Source organism: Burkholderia cepacia (assembly GCF_001718835.1).
In the GTDB taxonomy this organism is placed as follows: domain Bacteria; phylum Pseudomonadota; class Gammaproteobacteria; order Burkholderiales; family Burkholderiaceae; genus Burkholderia; species Burkholderia cepacia_F.
This window is the reverse complement of the sequence record NZ_CP013443.1, coordinates 2,304,408-2,324,617: the sequence shown is the minus strand read 5'-3', so window position 1 is coordinate 2,324,617 and position 20,210 is coordinate 2,304,408. Positions and strand designations below refer to the sequence as shown.

The 20,210-nt window shown below is 67.5% G+C and carries 19 protein-coding genes and 6 tRNA genes; 17 read left to right on the top strand and 8 right to left on the bottom strand.

From position 1 onward, the window contains the following. Positions 1-33 precede the first annotated feature (33 nt). From WT26_RS14030 to WT26_RS14000, 7 genes are all read left to right on the top strand, one after another. Positions 34-109, top strand: a tRNA-Glu gene (locus tag WT26_RS14030). Positions 110-188: 79 nt separating this feature from the next. After that, a tRNA-Asp gene (locus WT26_RS14025) sits at positions 189-265 on the top strand. A gap of 63 nt (positions 266-328) precedes the next feature. Beyond that, positions 329-404: transfer RNA gene (locus WT26_RS14020), tRNA-Glu, on the top strand. 80 nt (positions 405-484) lie between these two features. Beyond that, positions 485-561, top strand: a tRNA-Asp gene (locus WT26_RS14015). Positions 562-627: 66 nt separating this feature from the next. Next, positions 628-703 (top strand) — tRNA-Glu (locus WT26_RS14010). 73 nt (positions 704-776) lie between these two features. Then, positions 777-853: transfer RNA gene (locus WT26_RS14005), tRNA-Asp, on the top strand. A gap of 327 nt (positions 854-1,180) precedes the next feature. Further along, positions 1,181-1,645: a GNAT family N-acetyltransferase gene (locus WT26_RS14000; RefSeq protein ID WP_069273129.1), complete on the top strand. Its 465-nt coding sequence runs from the start codon at positions 1,181-1,183 to the stop codon at positions 1,643-1,645. A gap of 16 nt (positions 1,646-1,661) precedes the next feature. On the opposite strand, the gene WT26_RS13995 is transcribed toward WT26_RS14000, so the two are convergent. After that, complete coding sequence (locus tag WT26_RS13995; RefSeq protein WP_069273128.1) at positions 1,662-2,540, bottom strand: AraC family transcriptional regulator; 879 nt, start codon at positions 2,538-2,540, stop codon at positions 1,662-1,664. 127 nt (positions 2,541-2,667) lie between these two features. On the opposite strand from WT26_RS13995, the gene rraA reads away from it, so the two are divergent. Both rraA and WT26_RS13985 read left to right on the top strand, forming a co-directional pair. Then, positions 2,668-3,165, top strand: a complete 498-nt coding sequence (rraA, locus tag WT26_RS13990) for a ribonuclease E activity regulator RraA (RefSeq protein ID WP_069273127.1) — start codon at positions 2,668-2,670, stop codon at positions 3,163-3,165. A gap of 34 nt (positions 3,166-3,199) precedes the next feature. Then, entirely contained in the window at positions 3,200-3,613 is a 414-nt protein-coding gene (locus WT26_RS13985) for a gamma-glutamylcyclotransferase family protein (protein WP_069273126.1), read from the top strand. A gap of 123 nt (positions 3,614-3,736) precedes the next feature. Here WT26_RS13985 and aceB read toward each other — a convergent pair whose 3' ends face one another. Next, positions 3,737-5,329: a malate synthase A gene (gene aceB / locus WT26_RS13980; RefSeq protein ID WP_059662987.1), complete on the bottom strand. Its 1,593-nt coding sequence runs from the start codon at positions 5,327-5,329 to the stop codon at positions 3,737-3,739. 66 nt (positions 5,330-5,395) lie between these two features. Beyond that, positions 5,396-6,160, bottom strand: coding sequence for a haloacid dehalogenase type II (locus WT26_RS13975; RefSeq protein ID WP_069273125.1), 765 nt, complete (start codon positions 6,158-6,160; stop codon positions 5,396-5,398). Positions 6,161-6,312: 152 nt separating this feature from the next. Between WT26_RS13975 and WT26_RS13970 the strand changes: the two genes are divergently transcribed. Then, positions 6,313-7,218 carry a LysR family transcriptional regulator gene (locus tag WT26_RS13970; RefSeq protein ID WP_059532208.1) on the top strand — a complete coding sequence of 302 codons (906 nt, stop codon included), beginning with the start codon at positions 6,313-6,315 and terminating at the stop codon, positions 7,216-7,218. A gap of 171 nt (positions 7,219-7,389) precedes the next feature. Further along, the gene (locus WT26_RS13965; protein ID WP_031399397.1) at positions 7,390-7,824 is read left to right on the top strand and encodes a universal stress protein; all 435 of its coding nucleotides are present in this window, start codon (positions 7,390-7,392) and stop codon (positions 7,822-7,824) included. Positions 7,825-8,011: 187 nt separating this feature from the next. Here the strand turns inward: WT26_RS13965 and aceA are convergent, their stop codons facing one another. From aceA to WT26_RS13950, 3 genes are all read right to left on the bottom strand, one after another. After that, positions 8,012-9,319, bottom strand: a complete 1,308-nt coding sequence (gene aceA, locus WT26_RS13960; protein WP_048020876.1) for an isocitrate lyase — start codon at positions 9,317-9,319, stop codon at positions 8,012-8,014. A gap of 387 nt (positions 9,320-9,706) precedes the next feature. Then, positions 9,707-11,245 carry a DEAD/DEAH box helicase gene (locus WT26_RS13955; protein ID WP_069273124.1) on the bottom strand — a complete coding sequence of 513 codons (1,539 nt, stop codon included), beginning with the start codon at positions 11,243-11,245 and terminating at the stop codon, positions 9,707-9,709. Between the two features lie 381 nt (positions 11,246-11,626). Beyond that, complete coding sequence (locus WT26_RS13950; protein ID WP_006478462.1) at positions 11,627-11,896, bottom strand: acyl-CoA-binding protein; 270 nt, start codon at positions 11,894-11,896, stop codon at positions 11,627-11,629. A gap of 147 nt (positions 11,897-12,043) precedes the next feature. Here WT26_RS13950 and tsaB point away from each other — a divergent pair, with 147 nt between their 5' ends. The 4 genes from tsaB to WT26_RS13930 are packed head-to-tail and all read left to right on the top strand — an operon-like array spanning position 12,044 to position 15,333. Continuing rightward, positions 12,044-12,811: a tRNA (adenosine(37)-N6)-threonylcarbamoyltransferase complex dimerization subunit type 1 TsaB gene (gene tsaB / locus WT26_RS13945; RefSeq protein ID WP_069273123.1), complete on the top strand. Its 768-nt coding sequence runs from the start codon at positions 12,044-12,046 to the stop codon at positions 12,809-12,811. After that, on the top strand, positions 12,808-13,308 hold the full coding sequence (gene rimI / locus WT26_RS13940; RefSeq protein WP_021159081.1) for a ribosomal protein S18-alanine N-acetyltransferase: 501 nt from the start codon (positions 12,808-12,810) through the stop codon (positions 13,306-13,308). Before tsaB ends, rimI begins: the two co-directional genes overlap by 4 nt. Continuing rightward, positions 13,295-14,368 (top strand): uracil-DNA glycosylase, encoded by a 1,074-nt coding sequence (locus WT26_RS13935; RefSeq protein WP_069273122.1) that lies wholly within the window; start codon positions 13,295-13,297, stop codon positions 14,366-14,368. The genes rimI and WT26_RS13935 overlap by 14 nt, the downstream gene beginning before the upstream one ends. Continuing rightward, the gene (locus WT26_RS13930; RefSeq protein WP_069273121.1) at positions 14,365-15,333 is read left to right on the top strand and encodes a DUF1853 family protein; all 969 of its coding nucleotides are present in this window, start codon (positions 14,365-14,367) and stop codon (positions 15,331-15,333) included. Before WT26_RS13935 ends, WT26_RS13930 begins: the two co-directional genes overlap by 4 nt. A gap of 18 nt (positions 15,334-15,351) precedes the next feature. Here WT26_RS13930 and thiD read toward each other — a convergent pair whose 3' ends face one another. Together thiD and lplT are read right to left on the bottom strand one after the other, a co-directional pair. After that, a complete protein-coding gene (thiD, locus tag WT26_RS13925; protein WP_069273120.1) occupies positions 15,352-16,161 on the bottom strand; it encodes a bifunctional hydroxymethylpyrimidine kinase/phosphomethylpyrimidine kinase in 810 nt (269 codons plus the stop codon). Between the two features lie 58 nt (positions 16,162-16,219). Then, positions 16,220-17,527, bottom strand: coding sequence for a lysophospholipid transporter LplT (lplT, locus tag WT26_RS13920; RefSeq protein WP_069273119.1), 1,308 nt, complete (start codon positions 17,525-17,527; stop codon positions 16,220-16,222). A gap of 218 nt (positions 17,528-17,745) precedes the next feature. On the opposite strand from lplT, the gene alr reads away from it, so the two are divergent. Continuing rightward, a complete protein-coding gene (alr, locus tag WT26_RS13915) occupies positions 17,746-18,816 on the top strand; it encodes an alanine racemase (protein ID WP_069273118.1) in 1,071 nt (356 codons plus the stop codon). Positions 18,817-18,827: 11 nt separating this feature from the next. After that, positions 18,828-20,204, top strand: coding sequence for a DNA repair protein RadA (gene radA / locus WT26_RS13910; RefSeq protein ID WP_069273765.1), 1,377 nt, complete (start codon positions 18,828-18,830; stop codon positions 20,202-20,204). Positions 20,205-20,210: the final 6 nt, after the last annotated feature.

Sequence of the window (20,210 nt, the reverse complement as noted above, 5' to 3'; positions counted from 1 at the left end):
ATAGCGAAAGTCAGACAGGTCTGAAAAGATTTTGTCCCCTTCGTCTAGAGGCCTAGGACATCACCCTTTCACGGTGAGTACAGGGGTTCGAATCCCCTAGGGGACGCCAGGATTCAGCGGCGTTTCGTAGAAGTGTCGCAAGGCTTGCAGGAACGTAACCGACGTCCTGCGGGTTGGGTAAGAAAGCTGGAGCGGTAGTTCAGTCGGTTAGAATACCGGCCTGTCACGCCGGGGGTCGCGGGTTCGAGTCCCGTCCGCTCCGCCAGAACGAAGCCCGTTCAAGACGTTTTTGAGCGGGCTTTTGTATTAAAGATGTAAGCAGTACGTTGTCCCCTTCGTCTAGAGGCCTAGGACATCACCCTTTCACGGTGAGTACAGGGGTTCGAATCCCCTAGGGGACGCCAGGATTCAGCGGCGTTTCGTTGGAAGTGCCGCAAGGTTTGCAGAGTGTCAATGACGTCTGCGGGCCAGGGTGAAGAAAGCTGGAGCGGTAGTTCAGTTGGTTAGAATACCGGCCTGTCACGCCGGGGGTCGCGGGTTCGAGCCCCGTCCGCTCCGCCAGAACGAAGCCCGTTCAAGGAACGTTTTTTGAACGGGCTTTTGCATTAAAGGTGTAAGCAGTACGTTGTCCCCTTCGTCTAGAGGCCTAGGACATCACCCTTTCACGGTGAGTACAGGGGTTCGAATCCCCTAGGGGACGCCAGATTTCGGCGTCGTTCGAACAAACGATGCGCCGGCAGGAAGCAACCGACGCCTGCCAGGCAAGCAGCAAGACTGGAGCGGTAGTTCAGTCGGTTAGAATACCGGCCTGTCACGCCGGGGGTCGCGGGTTCGAGTCCCGTCCGCTCCGCCAGAAAATGAAGAAGCCCGCCTCGTGCGGGCTTTTTCATTTGCGTTTCCGGTTGCGCCCGTTGGCGGGCGCGTGACTGCGGAGCGGAGGAGGCCGCCTGCGCGGCTTCCGGCGGGACTCGAAGGGCCGCGCCTGCAGGCGCAGCCGCGGCCTGCGGAACGTAGGCGAGTCCCGTCCGCTCCGCCAAAAAAGAGAATGCCCGCCTTGTGCGGGCATTTTCGTTTGTGCCGTCTCCCGTTAGACATCCCCTCAGCGCGATACGAGCAAATCACGATTGCATCCGCACGCGACTGCGCTATCGTGGCGGGATGCGTTCTTGACCCCTGCGCGATGCTCGATCCGACCGATCTGCGACTCCTGTATCAGCTCCGGCCCGCGGAGGCCGGCGATTTTCCGTTTGCCGAAGCGCTGACGCACGGCAACATGGGCGGCTATTACAAGCGCCATGGGCTCGTGTGGCGCAGCGACCTGTTCTACGCGAGCTGGCGCGAATCCGAGAACTTCATCCTCGAGGCCGACGGCGAGCGCATCGGCGTGCTGCGCGTGACGGAGGAGGCCGACTCGCTGCACATCCGCGACGTACAGATCGCGGCCGGTCATCGCGGGCAGGGCGCCGGCACCTACATGCTCGACATGTCGCACCGCTGGGCGCGTGCGCGCGGGCTGCACGAACTGCAATTGCGCGTGTTCGTCGACAATCCGGCCGCGCGTCTTTATTTGCGCATGGGCTATCAGGTTGCCGGGTCGCGGCTCGCGCAACTTGGCTCGATCCGCCACATGGTACGGCCGGTCTGACGGCCGCGCACTGCCGTCACGATTGGGGCTCCGCCGTGTCGCCGTGCGGTTGTCCGTCGCTTCCCGTCATGCCTTCCGCGGCCTCGTGCGCGTGGCCGCGCAGCATGAATGCGCGCGGGCTTTCGCCGAATGCGCGCCGGAACATCGCCGAAAAGGCGCTCTGGCTCTGGTAGCCGAGCTCGCGCGCGATATGCGACAGCGGACGCCCCTGGTTCAGCAGCGGAATGGCCCGTGCCAGCAGTGCCTGCTGACGCCACTGCGAAAAACTCACTCCCAGTTCCTGCTTGAAGAGCCGCGAAATCGTGCGCGTGCTCGCGCCGACCTCGCTTGCCCAGTGCTCGAGCGACTCCGCATGCGCCGGATGCGCGAGTACCGATTCACACAGCACGCGCAGCCGTTTTTCGTCGGGCATCGGCACCGCGAGCGGCAGCGGTTCGGCGCGACTCAGCTCGTCGAGCACGAGCCTGCACAGCAGGCGCTCGCGCGCGGTGCTCAGGTCGCGCGCGTCGAGCGCGACGATCAGTTCGCGCAGGAGCCCCGTCACTTCGACGACGCGGCATGCATCAAGCCCTTCCGGCACGATCGACTCGTCGATGTACAGCGTGCGCAAGAACGCCTCTTCGACGATCACGACCTCGTGCGTCACGCGCGGCGGTACCCAGATCGCACGGGACGGCGGCACCATCCATGTCGTGCCGGTCGTCGCGACGCGCAGCACGCCGCGCGATGCGTACGCGAGCTGTGCCCACGCGTGCGTGTGACGCGGTATGCGCGCGCCGGCGGGAACCGGCCGCGCACGCACGCGCATCGGATGGGCGGCGGTCGGCGCGAATTCGGGCGGAATGTCGATGGTGTCGCGATGAGCAGGCTCGTCGGCGCGGGCGGACGGATTCATGGGCAATTCGGATGGTGCGGCAGCGATGCCGTCATTTTAGAAGGCTCGCACACCTGCGCGTGGCGGCTTTTTTTCAGTCGATAATGCAACGTTCGATTGAACCTTGCATGCGACCGGAGACGATGACATGACGACGTTTGCAACAACCGACCTCTGCGACGCCCACGAAGACCGGCTCGCGGCCGGCGCCCTGCGCGTGCTCGAGCCGGCGCTGCGCCCGTACGGCGGCGCGGCGCGTTTCGCGGGGCCCGCGGCGACGCTCAAGCTGTTCGAGGACAACACGCTCGTGCGCGCCGCGCTCGAACAGGACGGCGCCGGGCGCGTGCTGGTCGTCGACGGCGGCGGCAGCCGGCGTTGCGCGCTCGTCGGCGGCAACCTCGGCGCGCTCGCCGAGAAGAACCATCGGCCCGGTATCGTGGTCTATCGATGCGTGCGCGATTCGGCTGAATTGCGCGCGTGCAACGTCGGCGTGCTCGCGCTCGCGACGCATCCGCGCAAGAGCGACAAACGCGGGGCCGGCGAACGGGACGTTCCCGTCACGGTGCTCGGCACGCGAATCGCCCCCGGCGAATGGATCTACGCCGACGAGGACGGCGTGCTCGTCAGCGCGACGCCGCTGACCTGACACGGCAACACACGAATCAAAGAGGAGAACCACGATGCGTTACGTATTCGTCTACGGCACCTTGAGAAACGGGGAGGCCAACGACATCGGCCACGCGGCCGCCAGGCACGGAATTGCCGCGCCGACGCTGCTCGGCGCCGCCGCGCTGCCGGGAGAACTGTACGATTTCGGCACGTATCCGGGGATGATTGCCGGGGCGGCCGGCAAGTCGCTGGTCTGGGGGGACGTCTACGAAGTCGACGACCTGCTCGTTCCCGTACTCGACGAGATCGAGCGCGTCTATCCGGGTGTCGACTCGCTGTTCAAGCCGGAAGACGTGACCGTCGAACTCGGCGGCCGGCAGTACACGTGCCTTTACTATCCGGTCGCCGCGCATGCGGTGTCGGACAAGCCGCGCATTGCGTCGGGCGACTGGGTCCAGCACCGGCGCGAGCGGGAAGCCGTCTGACCGGTCGCGCGTCGCGCCCAAGAAAAAGCGCCCCGCGGGGCGCTTGAACCGGATGGGCGGCCTGACCGAAAGAGCCCGATCGGCTTGCGCTGATCGGGCTGTTTTCATGCGGTCGCGACGCGGTCAGATTTCCTCGTACAGCGGCAGCGTCAGGAATTCGGTGAAACCTTCCGACGTCGACATCTGCTCGAAGATCGCGGCGGCGCGTTCGTAAGGCTGCGTGTTGCCGCCGACCGAGCGCTTCACGTTGTCGAGCTCGGCCTTCGAGAATTCCCGCACGAGTTCGGCCGTGACCTTGCGGCCGTCGTCGAGCACGCCCTTCGGCGAGCGGATCCATTGCCACACCTGCGAACGGGAAATCTCGGCCGTGGCCGCATCTTCCATCAGGTTGTGGATCGGTACGCAACCGTTGCCGTCGAGCCAGGCACCGAGGTAATGGATGCCGACGTTGATGTTGTTGCGCAGTCCGGCTTCGGTGATCGGCGTTTCAGGCTGGAAGTCGAGCAGGTTCTTGCCTTCGACCTGCACGTCGTCGCGCTGCTTCGCGATCTGGTTCGGCTTGTCGCCGAGCACCTTGACGAACTCTTCCATCGCGATCGGCACGAGGCCCGGGTGCGCAACCCAGCCGCCGTCGTAGCCGTCGGTCGCGTCGCGCTGCTTGTCCGAACGCACGCCGCCCATGGCCTTGTCGTTCGCTTCCGGATCGTTCTTGATCGGGATCAGCGCGCTCATCCCGCCGATCGCCGGCGCGTTGCGCTTGTGGCAGGTCTTCAGCAGCAGCAGCGCGTACGCGCGCATGAACGGCACCGTCATCGTGATCTTCGAACGCTCGGCCAGGCAGAAGCCGCGGTCGTTCTTGAACTTCTTGATCGCCGAGAAGATGTAGTCCCAGCGGCCCGCGTTCAGGCCCGAGCTGTGTTCGCGCAGTTCGTACAGGATCTCGTCCATCTCGAACGCGGCGAGGATCGTCTCGATCAGCACCGTCGCGCGGATCGTGCCGCGCGGCACGCCGACAGCTTCCTGCGCCGCGACGAAGATGTCGTTCCACAGCCGTGCCTCGAGATGGCTTTCCATCTTCGGCAGGTAGAAGTACGGGCCCGAGCCGCGCGCAAGCAGCTCCTTCGCGTTGTGGAACAGGAACAGCGCGAAATCGAAGATGCCGCCGGACACGCGCTGGCCGTCGACCGTCACGTGCTTTTCGTCGAGGTGCCAGCCGCGCGGACGCACGATCAGCGTCGCGACCTTGTCGTTCAGCTTGTACGACTTGCCGTTCTGCTCGAGCGAGATCGTGCGGCGCACCGCATCCTTCAGGTTGATCTGGCCGTCGATCTGGTTCGTCCAGCTCGGTGCGTTCGAATCCTCGAAGTCCGTCATGTACGAATCGGCGCCCGAGTTCAGCGCGTTGATGATCATCTTGCGCTCGACGGGGCCAGTGATCTCGACGCGGCGGCATTGCAGGTCGGCCGGCAGCGGCGCGACCTTCCAGTCGCCTTCGCGGATCGCCTTCGTCTCGGCCAGGAAGTCGGGGCGCTCGCCTGCGTCGAGCCGTTTCGTGCGCTCGACGCGCGCCTGCAGCAGCGCCTGGCGGCGCGGTTCGAACGTGCGGTGCAGCGCCGCGACGAGCGCGAGCGCTTCTGGCGTCAGGATTGCTTCGTAACCCGGCTTGATTTCGCCGGTGATCGCCATGCCTTGCGGCAGCGTGATCGGGGTGCTCATGAGTCTCATCTCCTTGGTCGGTCAGTTGCGGTTTCGGTGAAGGGGGGAAGGCGGCAGCTGCAAACGTCATGCACCCGGGCCGGGGCGCGTGCGGTTTGCGGGTCTGCCGGACGGAGCCGGGGTGGCGAGGAATGCGAGCAGGTCGGCCATGCCGGTGCCCGTACCGTCCGGCGGCGCGTCGAGTTCCTCGGCGGGCGCGCCCGTGCGGTTGAGCCAGAACGTGGTGTAGCCGAACCAGACGGCGCCGGCGACGTCCCACGCGTTCGACGACACGAACACGATGCCGCGCCGGTTCGGTCCGAACGCGGCGGTGCCGAGCGCGTAGGCGGCCGGACTCGGCTTGTACGCGCGCACGGTGTCGGCCGACAACACGCGATCGAACAGCCCGGACATGCCGGCGCTCTTGATCGCGATGTCGAGCATCTGCGGCGTGCCGTTCGACAGGATCGCGAGCGGCGGGCGCGGGTCGAGCGCGCGCAGCTTGCGCAGCGCGGGCACCGTATCGGGATAGGTGGACAGGCACGCGTATTCGTCCATCAGCCGCTTCTCGGCCGCGCTGTTCAGCGCGAGCCCGAGCCGGCGCGCGGCGAACCGCAGCGCATCGAGCGTGATGTCCCGAAACGGGCGATAGCGGGCGCCGGCCGGATCGGCGAGCGTGCGCAGTTGCGAGTATTCGATTTGCTTGCGTCGCCACAGCTGCGACAACCGTTCCCCGTGACCGGGAAACATCTGCTCTGCCGCGGCCAGCACCGCACGCACGTCGAACAGCGTGCCGAATGCGTCGAAGAGGATTGCGTCGGGAGAGGAGGAGAGTGTCGTTGTGGCCGACATAGCCTTGCGCTCCGGTTTCAGAGGTCAGGTGAATTCTATTCGTGATCGGATGTGCTAAAAAAGACGCTATTCATCACTTGATCTTTTACTTTCATATACCTAATCTTGAGCGTCTCAAGCCACTTGAAGGGCGGCGGAACCGCCCGTGAGTCATGGACCGGTTCAAGCAGATCGAAACGTTCGCCGCGGTCGCGGCGAAGGGCAGCCTGTCGGCGGCCGCGCATGCGGAAGGCGTCGCTCCGGCGATCATCGGCCGTCGCCTCGACGCGCTCGAGGAGCGGCTCGGCGTCAAGCTGCTGGTGCGCACGACGCGCAAGCTCACGCTGACGTTCGAGGGCTCGGCGTTCCTCGAGGACTGCCAGCGGATCATCAACGACATGCAGAACGCGGAGGCGAGCGTGTCCGCCGGCGGCGTCAAGGCGAGCGGCCACCTGCGCATTTCCGCGCCGGCCGGCTTCGGCCGGCGGCACGTCGCGCCGCTCGTGCCCGAATTCAGCGTCGGCCATCCGGACGTATCGGTCACGCTCGACCTGTCCGACCGCATGGTCGACCTCGTCAACGAGGGGTTCGATTGCGCGGTGCGGCTCGGCGAGCTGCCCGACTCGTCGCTCGTGTCGCTGAAGCTCGGCGAGAACCGCCGCGTGTGCGTCGCGGCGCCCGCGTATCTCGTGCGGCGCGGCACGCCCGCGACGCTCGCGGAACTGGCGCGGCACAACTGCCTCGCGCTCGCGGCAAACGCGAACCAGCAGCGCGGCTGGACGTTCCAGGAGGACGGCAAGGTCGTGTCGATCCGCGTGAGCGGCACGATGGAATGCTCGGACGGCGCGGTGCTGCACGAGTGGTGCCTCGCCGGACATGGCCTGGCGTGGCGCTCGTGGTGGGAGGTCGGCGACGACATCGCGGCCGGCCGGCTCGTCAGCGTGCTCGACGCATTTGCCGCCCCGCCGATCGGCATCCACGCGGTGTTCCCGCAACGCCGGCACCTGCCGCTGCGCGTGCGGCTGTTTCTCGACTACCTGAAGCACACTTACGAGCGGCCCGGATATTGGGGCGAGTAGCAGCAGGAGCCGGTCGCGTTCGCCCGCGTGTTTCCGATATGAGGGCGAACCCGCTGCCGGGGCCGGTCGGGCGGTTTCGCGCACTACACTCGTAGGAGGCATGTCCGACGCGCCACGGCCGGCTCGGATGGGATTGCGGCTTGCGGCGTGTACTTGACGAAGGAGGGCGCGATGTTCCGGCACATCCTCGTTCCAACCGACGGTTCCGAACTGTCGCAGAAGGCGATCGACGGCGCGATCGACCTGGCCCGGGCGGTCGGTGCGCGCGTCACGGCGTACGCGTGCCTGCCGCAGTATCCGTACTCGCCGTTTTCCGAAGTGATCATCGAACCGCCCGCCGATTTCCGGGCGCGCAGCGAGCGCGAGGCGCGCGCGCACCTCGACGAGGTCGAATCGGCCGCGAAGGCGGCCGGCGTCGACTGCGACACGTGGACGAGCGTGCATCCGTCGCCGTATCTCGGCATCATCGAGGCGGCAGAACGCGGCGGCTGCGACGTGATCTTCATGGCGTCCCACGGACGCCGCGGGCTCGGCAGCTTGCTGATCGGCAGCGAGACGCAGCGCGTGCTGACCCATACGAAAATTCCGGTGATCGTCTATCGGTAGGCGCGGCGACCGGCGGGCACAGGCCGGTCGGCCGACGCCGAAAACAGTGCGCAGTGCGCGCCGGGCAGGGCCGGCGCGCGTGTGGTCGTATGCGGCCCGCAGGCCGTGCGGCACGTCGCGCGTCTGACGTCGCGCGCATGCCGTCTCCTCCCCTGTTGCGCCTTCGCGGTTCGGGCGCCGACGCGTGTTACGCGACCTTCTTGCCGTCGAAGAACTGCTCGTCCTCGGTCGAGCCGTGCAGCGCGGTCGTCGACGCTTCGCGCTCGACCGTCTGCGTCACGGCGTCGAAGTAGCCGGTGCCGACTTCACGCTGGTGCTTGACGGCCGTGAAGCCCTTGTCGGCCGCCGCGAACTCGGCCTGCTGCAGTTCGACGAAGGCGCTCATCTGCGTGCGGGCATAGCCGTGCGCGAGGTTGAACATCGAGTAGTTCAGCGCATGGAAGCCGGCCAGCGTGATGAACTGGAACTTGTAGCCCATCGCGCCGAGTTCCTTCTGGAACTTCGCGATCGTCGCGTCGTCGAGGTTCTTCTTCCAGTTGAACGACGGCGAGCAGTTGTACGACAGCAGCTTGCCCGGGAACTGCTTGTGGATCGCTTCCGCGAACTTCTTCGCGTACTCGAGATCCGGCTTGCCGGTTTCGCACCAGACCAGGTCGGCGTACGGCGCGTAGGCAAGACCGCGCGAGATCGCCTGCCCGATGCCCGGCTTCGTGCGGAAGAAGCCTTCCACCGTGCGCTCGCCGGTGAGGAACGGCTTGTCGTTGTCGTCGACGTCGGACGTGATCAGGTCGGCCGCTTCCGCGTCGGTGCGGGCGACCAGCACGGTCGGCGTGCCCATCACGTCGGCCGCGAGACGCGCTGCCGACAGCTTCGCGACGGCTTCGCGTGTCGGCACGAGCACCTTGCCGCCCATGTGGCCGCATTTCTTCACCGACGCGAGCTGGTCCTCGAAGTGGACGCCCGATGCGCCGGCTTCGATCATCGCCTTCATCAGCTCGAACGCGTTCAGCACGCCGCCGAAGCCGGCTTCCGCGTCGGCGACGATCGGTGCGAAGAAATCGACATACCCTTCGTCGCCCGGATTCTTGCCCTCCGACCACTGGATCTGGTCGGCGCGCGTCAGCGTGTTGTTGATGCGCTTCACGACGAGCGGCACGGAGTTCGCCGGGTACAGCGACTGGTCCGGGTACATTTCGCCCGCGACGTTCGCGTCGCCGGCCACTTGCCAGCCGGACAGGTAGATCGCCTTCAGGCCGGCCTTCACCTGCTGCATCGCCTGGTTGCCGGTCAGCGCGCCCAGTGCGTTGACGAACGGCTCGTTGTTGACGAGGCTCCACAGCTTTTCCGCGCCGCGCCTGGCAAGCGTGTGCTCGATCGGGACCGAACCGCGCAGGCGGACCACGTCCTCAGCCGAATAGCTGCGCTTGATGCCTTTCCAGCGCGGATCGGTTTCCCATTGCTTTTGCAGTTCCTGTGCCTGTTGCTGACGCGACATGATGAGCTCCTTGACGTGACCTTGCCTGAATCGGGATGAATCGAACGAGGTGATGCAATTCGCGAGGCGGGAAGTGGGTGTTCCGGTTCGCGAGGTCTTGTATAAGAGTCTAGGCAAATCGCAGGTTGCGAAACAGGGGCTCGTTCAGGAAGGGTGGAAATTTTTAATCTTTATAAATCAATTGCTTGTCATGCTGATTTCGAGATAAGAAACGCTTTTTCCCATCCCGCAATCGCCCGGGTTGTGCCACGCAGCATGATTTTTTACGACACAAAAAAATTTTCCGCATCGTGAAATGTGGGGCGGGGCGAAAAAAAACCGGCGCGGATGCGCCGGTTGCGTGTTGCAGGGCGGATACGGGCGGCCGATGAGGCCGCCCGCTCGCCGTTACGACGCCGAATTGCTGCGTCGCGGGCCGCCGCGCTGGCCGTCGCTGCGGCGGTTGCCGCCGTCACGGCTGCCGCCCGGCTTGCCGCTCCAGCCACCGCCATTGCCGCCGCCGTAGCTGCGGCCGTTGCCGCCATGGCCGCCGCCCGGCTTGCCGCCGAAACGTCGACCGCCGTTGCCGCCGCCCGGACGGCCGCGGCCACCGTTGCCGCCGTTGCGCGGAGGTGCCTTGCGCGGCTCGAAACCTTCGATCACGTTGACCGGCAGCGGCGAGCGCACGAAGCGTTCGATGCGCTTGAGCGCGCCTTGCTCCGCATGGTGCACGAGGCTCACCGCGATGCCCGAGCGGCCCGCGCGACCCGTACGGCCGATACGGTGCACGTAGTCTTCCGCGAACTTCGGCAGGTCGTAGTTGAACACGTGCGTGATGCCCGGGATGTCGATGCCGCGGGCCGCGACGTCGGTTGCCACCAGCACGCGCACGCGGCGCTCGCGCAACGCTCGGATCGTGCGGTTACGCGCGCCCTGCGGCAGGTCGCCGTGCAGCGCGGCCGATTCGAAGCCTGCGTCGGCCAGACGGCCGGCGAGCTGGTCGGCGTCGATCTTGGTCGCCGTGAAGATGATCGCCTGGTCGAGCGCGTTGTCGCGCAGCAGGTGATCGAGCAGGCGATCCTTGTGGTCGCGGTCGTCCACGTAGTGCACGGTCTGCGCGATGTTCGCGCGCGACTCGAGGCGCTGCTGGATCTCGATGCGTTCCGGATCCTTCAGCAGGCGGCTCGTCAGCGAACCGATCTTGCCGTCGAGCGTGGCCGAGAACAGCATCGTCTGGCGCGACTCGGGCGTGGCGTCGACGATCGTTTCGATGTCTTCGATGAAGCCCATGTCGAGCATGCGGTCGGCTTCGTCGAGCACGAGCATCTTCAGCTCGGACAGGTCGATACGGCCGCGCTCGAGGTGATCGAGCAGACGGCCCGGCGTGGCGACCAGGATTTCGGGGTTCTTCGCGAGCAGCATCAGCTGCTGGCCGTAGGCGACGCCGCCGAGGATGCTGACCGTGCGCAGGCGCTTCAGGTGCTTGCCGTACGTCGAGGCGGCCGTGGTGACCTGCATCGCGAGTTCGCGGGTCGGCGTCAGCACGAGCAGGCCCGGGCGCGCGACGGGTTGCGGGCGGCGCGCACGGCGGTCGCCCTGGTTCGGTTCACGCGGCGCGCGCGGTTGCTGCGCCTGTGCCTTCTGGAGCTGCGCGAAACGTTCGATCGCGGGCAGCATGAATGCAGCGGTCTTGCCCGAACCGGTCGGGCTCGAGACCAGCAGGTCACGGCCGGCGATGCCGGCCGGAATCGCGCGCTGCTGAACCGGCGTCGGCTTTACGTAGCCGGCGGCCTGCAGCGCGGAGACGATCTCCGGCGACAACCCGAGCGACGCGAAGCTCGGCTCGTCCGACGCCGGTTCGACCGCGGCCGGTGCGGCGGCGTCGTCGAGACCGAGCGCCTGGTCGGCGATCGCGTTGAGCGGGCTGGAGTTGATGCTCGAAGTCATAACAATCCTTGAAACACAGTGGGTGAAACGTCGGCGCCAATCGCGCATACCCAAGTCGTCGGATTCAGCGAGCAAATCGGGAAACGGGTGCAATCCGCCGAACCGTCGGCGGATGAGGCATTAGAAGCTGTTTTGGGTGCGGCGCGCTTCAGGAGCGGGGCCGCCAGCCTGATAAGTGACGACCGCGAAGGTCGAAGCAGGAGGGGACAGGTTCTAAACCGGATTGGAGCTTAACGCTACGAGGCGTCGGGCCGGAACGGCTTGCGAGCCGAGCGCGGAGGTGACGCAGGCAGCATTATAAAGAGATTTGCTGCGCTGCGCCACTGATTTGATTGCCTATTGCGAACGGAGGGCGACCGGGGCCGTCCGGAGGCTATTCGGTCAGGACGCCGTGCCGTTCTTCAGCGATTCGACGAGTTCGATGTACTGCTGCTTTGCCGCATCCTGCGACGTGCCCTTCAGCGCCTCCCATGCGTCGTACTTGTATTTGCCGACGATGTCGGTGAAGCCCGGCTTGTCGCCATGGGCGTCGCCGTCGGTCGCCTGCTTGAAGAGCGCGTACAGGCGCAGCAGGGTCAGGTTGCCCGGCCGTTCCGTCAGTTGCTTGACGTCGATCTGGGCCTGGTCGAATTGGGCGGTGAGTTCGCTCATCGGGTGTCTCCGTAAGGGTTTCAGGTCGGGCGATCTTAACAAGCGGACCGCCGCGCGGGGTCGAGCGATCCTTCCAAACCGCCGCCGGGCGTGCGTGTGCGCACGGATCGGTCCCGATCGCCCGTGGGAGCGGGGTGCCGCATTACAATGTCGCCCATGACGCAAACAGTGCTCCTCGCCATCGATACGTCGACCGAATACTGCTCGGTCGCGCTGCTGCGCTCGGCCCAGGCCGATGACGCCGTTTCCATCCCGCAAACCTGGGTTCGCCACGAACTGACGGGCGCCGTGTCGAGCACGCGCGTGCTGCCGGCAATCCAGGCACTCTTCGCCGAATCGGGGCTGACGCTCGCCGATTGCGACGCGATCGCGTTCGGCGCGGGCCCCGGCTCGTTCACGGGCCTGCGCACCGCGACGGGCATCACCCAGGGGCTCGCGTTCGGGCGCGGGCTGCCGGTCGTGCCGATCGGCACGCTGCTCGCGTGTGCCGAGCACGCGCGGCTGCGTGCGCCCGGCACGACCCGCGTCCTCGCCGCGCTGGATGCGCGGATGGACGAAGCCTACTGGGCGGACTTCGCGTGGGACGAAAGCGCCGGCGACTGGCTTACGCTGCATCCGGCTACGCTCGACGCGCCGGGCGCGGTCGGCGTGCCCGATACGCCGTTCACGCTCGCGGGCAACGCGGCCGCCGCGTTCGGTGCCCGGTTGCCGGCCGCGGCGCACGCGGCCGTGATCGACGGCGACGCGATGCCGCACGCGCTGGCGGTCGCCCATGCCGCGCTGCGCGCGTTCCGTGCCGGCCGTGCGGTGCCGGCCGACCAGGCCGCACCGGAGTACGTGCGCGACAAGGTGGCACAGACGACCGCCGAACGGCTGGCGGCGCGCGCGGCTCAACCGGGCGGAGCGCGGGAATGACGGGCGTCCTGCTGAGCGACCGCTACCTGGCGCCGATGACGGACGCCGATCTCGACGAGGTCGTCGCGATCGAGCACGTCGCGTACGAGTTCCCATGGAGCCGCGGCAACTTCGAGGACTCGTTGCGCAACGGCTATCTCGGCGTGTGCCTGCGGCACGTGACGGGTTCGCTCGTCGGCTATTGCGTGCTGATGCCCGTGGTCGACGAGATGCACCTGCTGAACCTGTGCGTCGCACCGGCCGCGCAGCGTGCGGGCGCGGGCCTTGCGCTGCTGCGCGAGGCCGTGCGCATTTCGCGCGCGGAGCGGCTCGACGGCGTGCTGCTCGAGGTGCGGCCGTCCAATCCGCGCGCGATCCATCTGTACGAGCGCTTCGGCTTCGTGACGATCGGCCGGCGCAAGAATTACTACCCGGCGAAGCATCACAGCCGGGAAGACGCGATCGTGATGCGTCTGACGCTGAACAAGGATGAGGGGGACGCGCATGGCATGGGCTGAAGCGGCGCTCGAGGAAATGGGCCTCGCGCAGATCTGGGTGCGGCGCGGGCTGCACGCGGCCGATGCGCCGGCCGCCGCCGCGCAGGAGGCCGTGACGAAAGCGCCCGAGGCGGCTCCGGTGGGTCAGGCAGGCGAGGGTGGTGCGGCGCGCGCAGGCGCCATTGCATCGGAGCCGGCGGCATCCGTGGCCGTCACGCCGGCGGTCGATGCGCCGACGCGCCCGCTGCCGGCATCCGCGCGGGCGGATGCACCGAAGCAAGCGTCCGACGCCGGCACGCCGCCGCTTGAAGCACATGCCCCGTCCGCCGCGGGCGAGCGCATCGCATCCCGCCAGGCCGCGCGCACGGACGATGTTGCGCCGCCGCCCGATGCGCGGCCGGTCGAAGAAGACGATTTCGCCTGGTTCGATGCAGCGCCGCCGGGCGATCCCGTGCCGGTCGCCGAGCTGCGCGTGGCCGAGACGCCGGTCGCCGAACTCGACTGGGACGCGCTGGCTGCGCGCGTGGCCGACTGCACGCTCTGCCGGCTGTGCGAGAAGCGGACCAACACCGTGTTCGGGGTCGGCGACCGCGAAGCGGACTGGATGCTGATCGGCGAAGCGCCGGGTGAGAACGAGGACAAGCAGGGCGAGCCGTTCGTCGGCCAGGCCGGCAAGCTGCTCGACAACATGCTGCAGTCGCTGTCGCTCCAGCGCGGCAACAACGTGTATATCGCGAACGTGATCAAATGCCGGCCGCCCGGCAATCGCAACCCGGAGCCGGACGAGGTCGCGCGCTGCGAGCCTTATCTGCAGCGCCAGGTCGCGCTGGTGAAGCCGAAGCTGATCGTCGCGCTCGGCCGTTTCGCCGCGCAGACCCTGCTGAAGACGGACGCGAGCATCGCGTCGCTGCGCGGCCGCGTGCATGCGTACGAGGGCGTGCCGGTAATCGTGACCTACCACCCGGCGTACCTGTTGCGCAGCCTGCAGGACAAGTCGAAGGCATGGGCCGACCTGTGCCTCGCGCGCGATACCTTCCGTGGGGCGGCCATCCCCGGGGCAGTCGAGCGGTCCGCACAATGACAGCCGGCGCGGCGTCTTCGTTCGTCGATACGCTGCATGACGCCGCGGTTCGCGACCTGGGCTGGCTGCTTGCGAGCCCGAGCCTGCTTGCAGCGGCGCCCGGCGCGCCGCTGGCGCAGCCGTGGTCCGATGCCGCCGAGCGGGCGGCCGCGCAAGCGTGGCTGGTCGCGCTCGACGCCGCGCCCGAAGCGCTGCACCGCGCGCTCGAAGGGCTGCGGCCGGTGCGTCTCGGCCGCTACGCGGAATGCCTGCTCGAGTATTTCCTGACGCACGGCCCGTCGCTGCGGCTCGTCGCGGCCAATCTCCCGCTGCGCAGCAACGGCAAGACGCTCGGCGAGGTGGACTTCCTCGTCGATACGCCCGGCGGTCAGCGCCTGCATTGGGAACTCGCGGTGAAGTGCTATTTGTGCGCACCCATGTGCGACGGCGACGCGGCGTCGCTTGCCGACTTCGTCGGCCCCAATCTCGTCGACCGGTTCGACCGCAAGCGCGCCCGCCTGATCGAGCACCAGCTGCGCCTGAGCGGGCGCGACGGATTCGCGCTGCTCGGCTACGGCGCCCCGTCCGACGCACAGATGTTCATCAAGGGATGGCTGTTCTATCCGCACGGCGCGCCGCTGCCGCGGCTCGACGGGGAAATCGCGCCGGATCACCCGCGCGGATTCTGGCTGACGCACGCGCAGTGGCCGGCGTGGGCGGCCGCGCAGCCGGCCGACGCCGGATGGGCGGTGCTGCCGCGGCTCGCGTGGCTCGCGCCGCGCCGCATCGCGGCGGGCGCCGGCGCGCCCGAGCCGCTGGCGCCCGCGCATGCGTTGCCGGCAGGGCTGTCGGAGCGGCAGGCGCCGGCGCTGATCGGCGTATACGGGCCGGCCGCCGACGGCGCGTGGCGCGAGACCGCGCGCGGGTTCGTCGTGCCGGACGACTGGCCGGTGCGCGCGCAGGCGTTCGCGGCGCAGGATCACTGACGCCGCGTCAGCCGGCGCTTACCACCAGCGATGGAAGTGATGGACCGGGCCGACGCCGTGGCCGACGTCGAGGTGGCCGCTCGCGGCGATCGCGCCGGTCAGGTAGGTCTTGGCTTCGCGCACCGCGCTTTCGAGGTCGGGCTGTTGCGGCAGCAGCGCGGCGATCGCCGACGACAGCGTGCAGCCGGTGCCGTGCGTGTTGCTGACCGGTACGCGCGCACCGTCGAGCCGCACGGTGCGCGCCGCTTCGACGAGCCAGTCGGGGCTCGCGGACGCGTCCGGCAGGTGGCCGCCTTTCATCAGCACCGCGTGCGCGCCTGCCGCAACGAGCGCCTGGCCCTGCCGGACCATGTCGTCTTCGGTCGTCGCCGGCGCGTCGCCGAGCAGCGCGGCTGCTTCGGGCAGGTTCGGCGTCACGACCGTCGCGAGCGGCAGCAGCGCATCGCGCAACGCGTCGACGGCATCGGGGGCGAGCAGCGCGTGCGCGCTCTTCGAGATCATCACCGTGTCGAGTACGACGAAGCGTGGCGCATAACGCCGCAGCGCGTCGGCGACCGCGTGCACGATCGCCGCATTCGCGAGCATCCCGATCTTGACCGCGTCGATGCGGATGTCACTGAACACCGCGTCGAGCTGTGCGGTCACGAACGCCGCGTCGGGCGCATGCACGCCCGTTACGCCGCGGGTGTTCTGGGCGGTCAGCGCGGTGATCGCGCTGGCGCCGTAGGCGCCCAGCGCGGAGAACGTCTTCAGGTCGGCCTGGATGCCTGCACCGCCGCCCGAATCGGAGCCGGCGATGGTCAGGATGTTGGGTATCGGGTGCGTCATCGGGGCAATGCGCCGGTTCGGGAACCGGCGCGGGCATGCGGGAACGGGAGCGGGCGCGTCAGTGCTTCGCCTCGCCGATCAGCGCGACCGAGTCGAACTGGCGCTGGTTCGCCTGGTGGCGGCGCATCACGAGCCACATCGTCAGGCAGACGAACGTGCCGAACAGTACGATCACGACGCCGACCGGCACGTCGAGCCACACGAGCACCGCATACAGGCACAGCATCACGAGCACCGACAGGTTCTCGTTGAAGTTCTGCACCGCGATCGAGTGGCCGGCCGACAGGAGCACGTGGCCGCGATGCTGCAGCAGCGCGTTCATCGGAACGACGAAGTAGCCCGACAGCGCGCCGACGCACATCAGGAAGATGTACGCGATGATCAGGTACACGGGCATGCGCAGGTGGCCGAAATGCACGGCCCAGTGCGGCGGGAACAGGTCGCGCGTGTAGAACGCCATCAGCATCACCGCGATGCCCATGACGATGCCGACGGGCAGCACGGTCAGCGACTTCTTCAACGGGATCCGGGCCGCGGCGGCGATTGCGCCGGCCGCGACGCCGACCGCGACCACGGCCTGGAGGATCGCGCCCTCCGACAGCGACATGCCGAGCGAGACTTCAGCCCACTTCAGCACGATGAACTGCAGCGTCGCACCCGCGCCCCAGAACAGCGTCGTGACCGCCAGCGAGATCTGGCCGAGCTTGTCGCGCCACAGCACCATGAAGCAGTCGGCGAAATCGGTGAGGAGCTTGACCGGGCCGCGTTCCTGCTTCGGGTAGCGGGCGCCCGTATCGGGAATGCGCAGGTTGAACAGCGCGGCGACCACGTAGATCGCCATGATGATCGCCATCGCCGCTTCGGCGGGCGTGCCGATCCAGTCGGGGGTATGCGCGATCACGTGCGACGCGATGTGCGGGCTGATCAGCGCACCGCCGAGCACGGTGCCGAGGATGATCGAGCTGACGGTCGTGCCTTCGATCCAGCCGTTGGCGGCGACCAGCCGGTCGGCCGGCAGCAGCTCGGTGAGAATGCCGTATTTCGCGGGCGAGTAGGCTGCCGCGCCGAAGCCGACGATCCCGTATGCGATCAGCGGGTGGGCGCCGAACAGCATGATCATGCAGCCGACCACCTTGATCGAGTTGGTGATGAACATCACGCGGCCCTTCGGGCGCGAATCCGCGAACGCACCGACATAGGCCGCCAGCACCACGTAGGACAACACGAAGAACAGCTTCAACAGCGGTGTCATCCAGTTGGGGGCGTGAAGGTCTTTCAGCAGGGCGATGGCGGCGATGAGGAGCGCATTGTCGGCCAGCGACGAGAAAAACTGCGCGGCCATGATGGTGTAAAAACCTTTTTTCATCTGATGCGATGCTTTCGTCGCTGCGGCAGGGCCGCGTAGGCCGCCTGGTATGCGATCGGCTTATTCCGTTCGAAATGGGTTGTGCGCACGGCTTTATAACATGAAAATACGCCAATTCGGACTAGCAAGATTCCCCGATCGTTCCGCAAGTTGCCGGCTTCAGTGCTCAAAAGGCGCGGTAAGCTGATGATTCGCAAGCGTCTTTACGTAAATTTCCCATGCCGCGCCCGATCTCCGCCACCATCCACACCGCCGCTCTCGCGAACAATCTCTCCGTCGTCCGCCGTTTTGCCGGCCCGTCCAAGGTCTGGGCGGTCGTCAAGGCCAACGCGTACGGGCACGGTCTTGCCCGCGTGTTTCCGGGCCTGCGCGGCACCGACGGCTTCGGCCTGCTCGACCTCGACGAGGCCGTCAAGCTGCGCGAGCTCGGCTGGGCCGGCCCGATCCTGCTGCTGGAGGGGTTCTTCCGCTCGACCGACATCGACGTGATCGACCGCTACAGCCTGACGACGACCGTCCACAACGACGAGCAGATGCGGATGCTGGAAACGGCGCGGCTGTCGAAGCCCGTCAACGTGCAGCTCAAGATGAACAGCGGGATGAACCGGCTGGGTTACACGCCGGAAAAATACCGCGCGGCCTGGGAGCGCGCCCGCGCGTGCCCCGGCATCGGCCAGATCACGTTGATGACCCATTTTTCGGATGCGGACAACGAACGCGGCGTCGCCGAGCAGCTCGCGACGTTCGAGCGCGGTGCGGAAAACATCGCCGGCGCGCGCAGCCTTGCGAACTCGGCCGCCGTGCTGTGGCATCCGGACACGCATTTCGACTGGGTGCGCCCGGGGATCGTGCTGTACGGCGCGTCGCCGTCGGGGCTGTCGTCCGACGTCGCCGACACGGGGCTGAAGCCGGCGATGACGCTCGCGTCCGAACTGATCGCGGTACAGACGATAGCGAAAGGCCAGGCGATCGGCTATGGCTCGACGTTCTCCGCGCAGGCGCCGATGCGGATCGGCGTGGTCGCGTGCGGTTATGCGGACGGCTATCCGCGGGTCGCGCCCGAAGGCACGCCCGTGATCGTCGACGGCATCCGCACGCGGATCGTCGGTCGCGTGTCGATGGACATGATTACCGTCGACCTGACCCCGTGCCCGCAGGCCGGCGTCGGCGCGCGTGTCGAGTTGTGGGGCAGTGCATTGCCGATCGACGACGTCGCCCGCCATTGCGGCACGATCGGTTACGAGCTGATGTGTGCAGTCGCCGGCCGCGTGCCCGTGCGCGCGGAATAAGGGCGTTGCGCGTGGCCAAACAGAAAACTGTATACGTCTGCAGCGAGTGCGGCGGACAGACCCCGAAGTGGCAAGGGCAGTGCCCGTCGTGCCAGGCCTGGAATACGCTCGTCGAATCGATTCCTGACGCGCCGTCGGCCCATCGTTTCCAGTCGCTCGCGAAGCGGGCGCCGGTACAGCGTCTCGTCGACATCGAAGCAGCCGACGTGCCGCGCTTCTCCACCGGCATCGGCGAATTCGACCGCGTGCTCGGCGGCGGGCTCGTGCCGGGCGGCGTCGTACTGATCGGCGGCGACCCGGGTATCGGCAAATCGACGCTGCTGCTGCAGTCGCTCGCGGACATCGCGAGCGAGCGGCGCGCGCTCTATATCAGCGGCGAGGAATCGGCCGCGCAGATCGCGTTGCGCGCGCAACGGCTTGCGCTGCTCGACGGCGGTGCGCCGGCGGACGAACTGAAGCTGCTCGCCGAGATCCAGCTCGAGAAGATCCAGGCCGCGATCGACACCGAACGGCCGGACGTGGCCGTGATCGACTCGATCCAGACCGTCTATTCGGAAGCGCTCACGTCGGCCCCCGGCTCCGTCGCGCAGGTGCGCGAATGCGCGGCGCAGCTCACACGCATCGCGAAGCAGTCGGGCACCGCGATCATCATGGTCGGGCACGTGACGAAGGAAGGCAACCTGGCCGGCCCGCGCGTGCTCGAGCATATCGTCGACACCGTGCTGTACTTCGAAGGCGACACGCACTCGTCGTTCCGGCTCGTGCGCGCGTTCAAGAACCGCTTCGGCGCGGTCAACGAGCTCGGCGTGTTCGCGATGACGGAGCGCGGGCTGCGCGGCGTCGCGAATCCGTCCGCCCTGTTCCTGTCGCAGCACGAGCAGGTCGTGCCCGGCTCGTGCGTGCTCGTGACACAGGAAGGCACGCGCCCGCTGCTCGTCGAAGTGCAGGCGCTCGTCGACACCGCGCACGTGCCGAACCCGCGCCGGCTCGCGGTCGGCCTCGAACAGAACCGGCTCGCGATGCTGCTCGCGGTGCTGCACCGACATGCGGGCATCGCGTGCTTCGACCAGGACGTGTTCCTCAATGCGGTGGGCGGCGTGAAGATCACCGAGCCGGCCGCCGACCTCGCGGTGCTGCTCGCGATCCATTCGTCGATGCGCAACAAGGCGCTGCCGAAGGGGCTGATCGTGTTCGGCGAAGTCGGGCTGGCGGGCGAGATCCGGCCGTCGCCGCGCGGGCAGGAGCGGCTGCGCGAGGCCGCGAAGCTCGGTTTCACGTCGGCGCTGATCCCGAAGGCGAACGCGCCGAAGCAGCCGATCGAAGGGCTGAACGTGATGGCCGTCGATCGGCTCGAGCAGGCGATCGACCGCGTGCGCGGGCTCGAATGAGCGGCG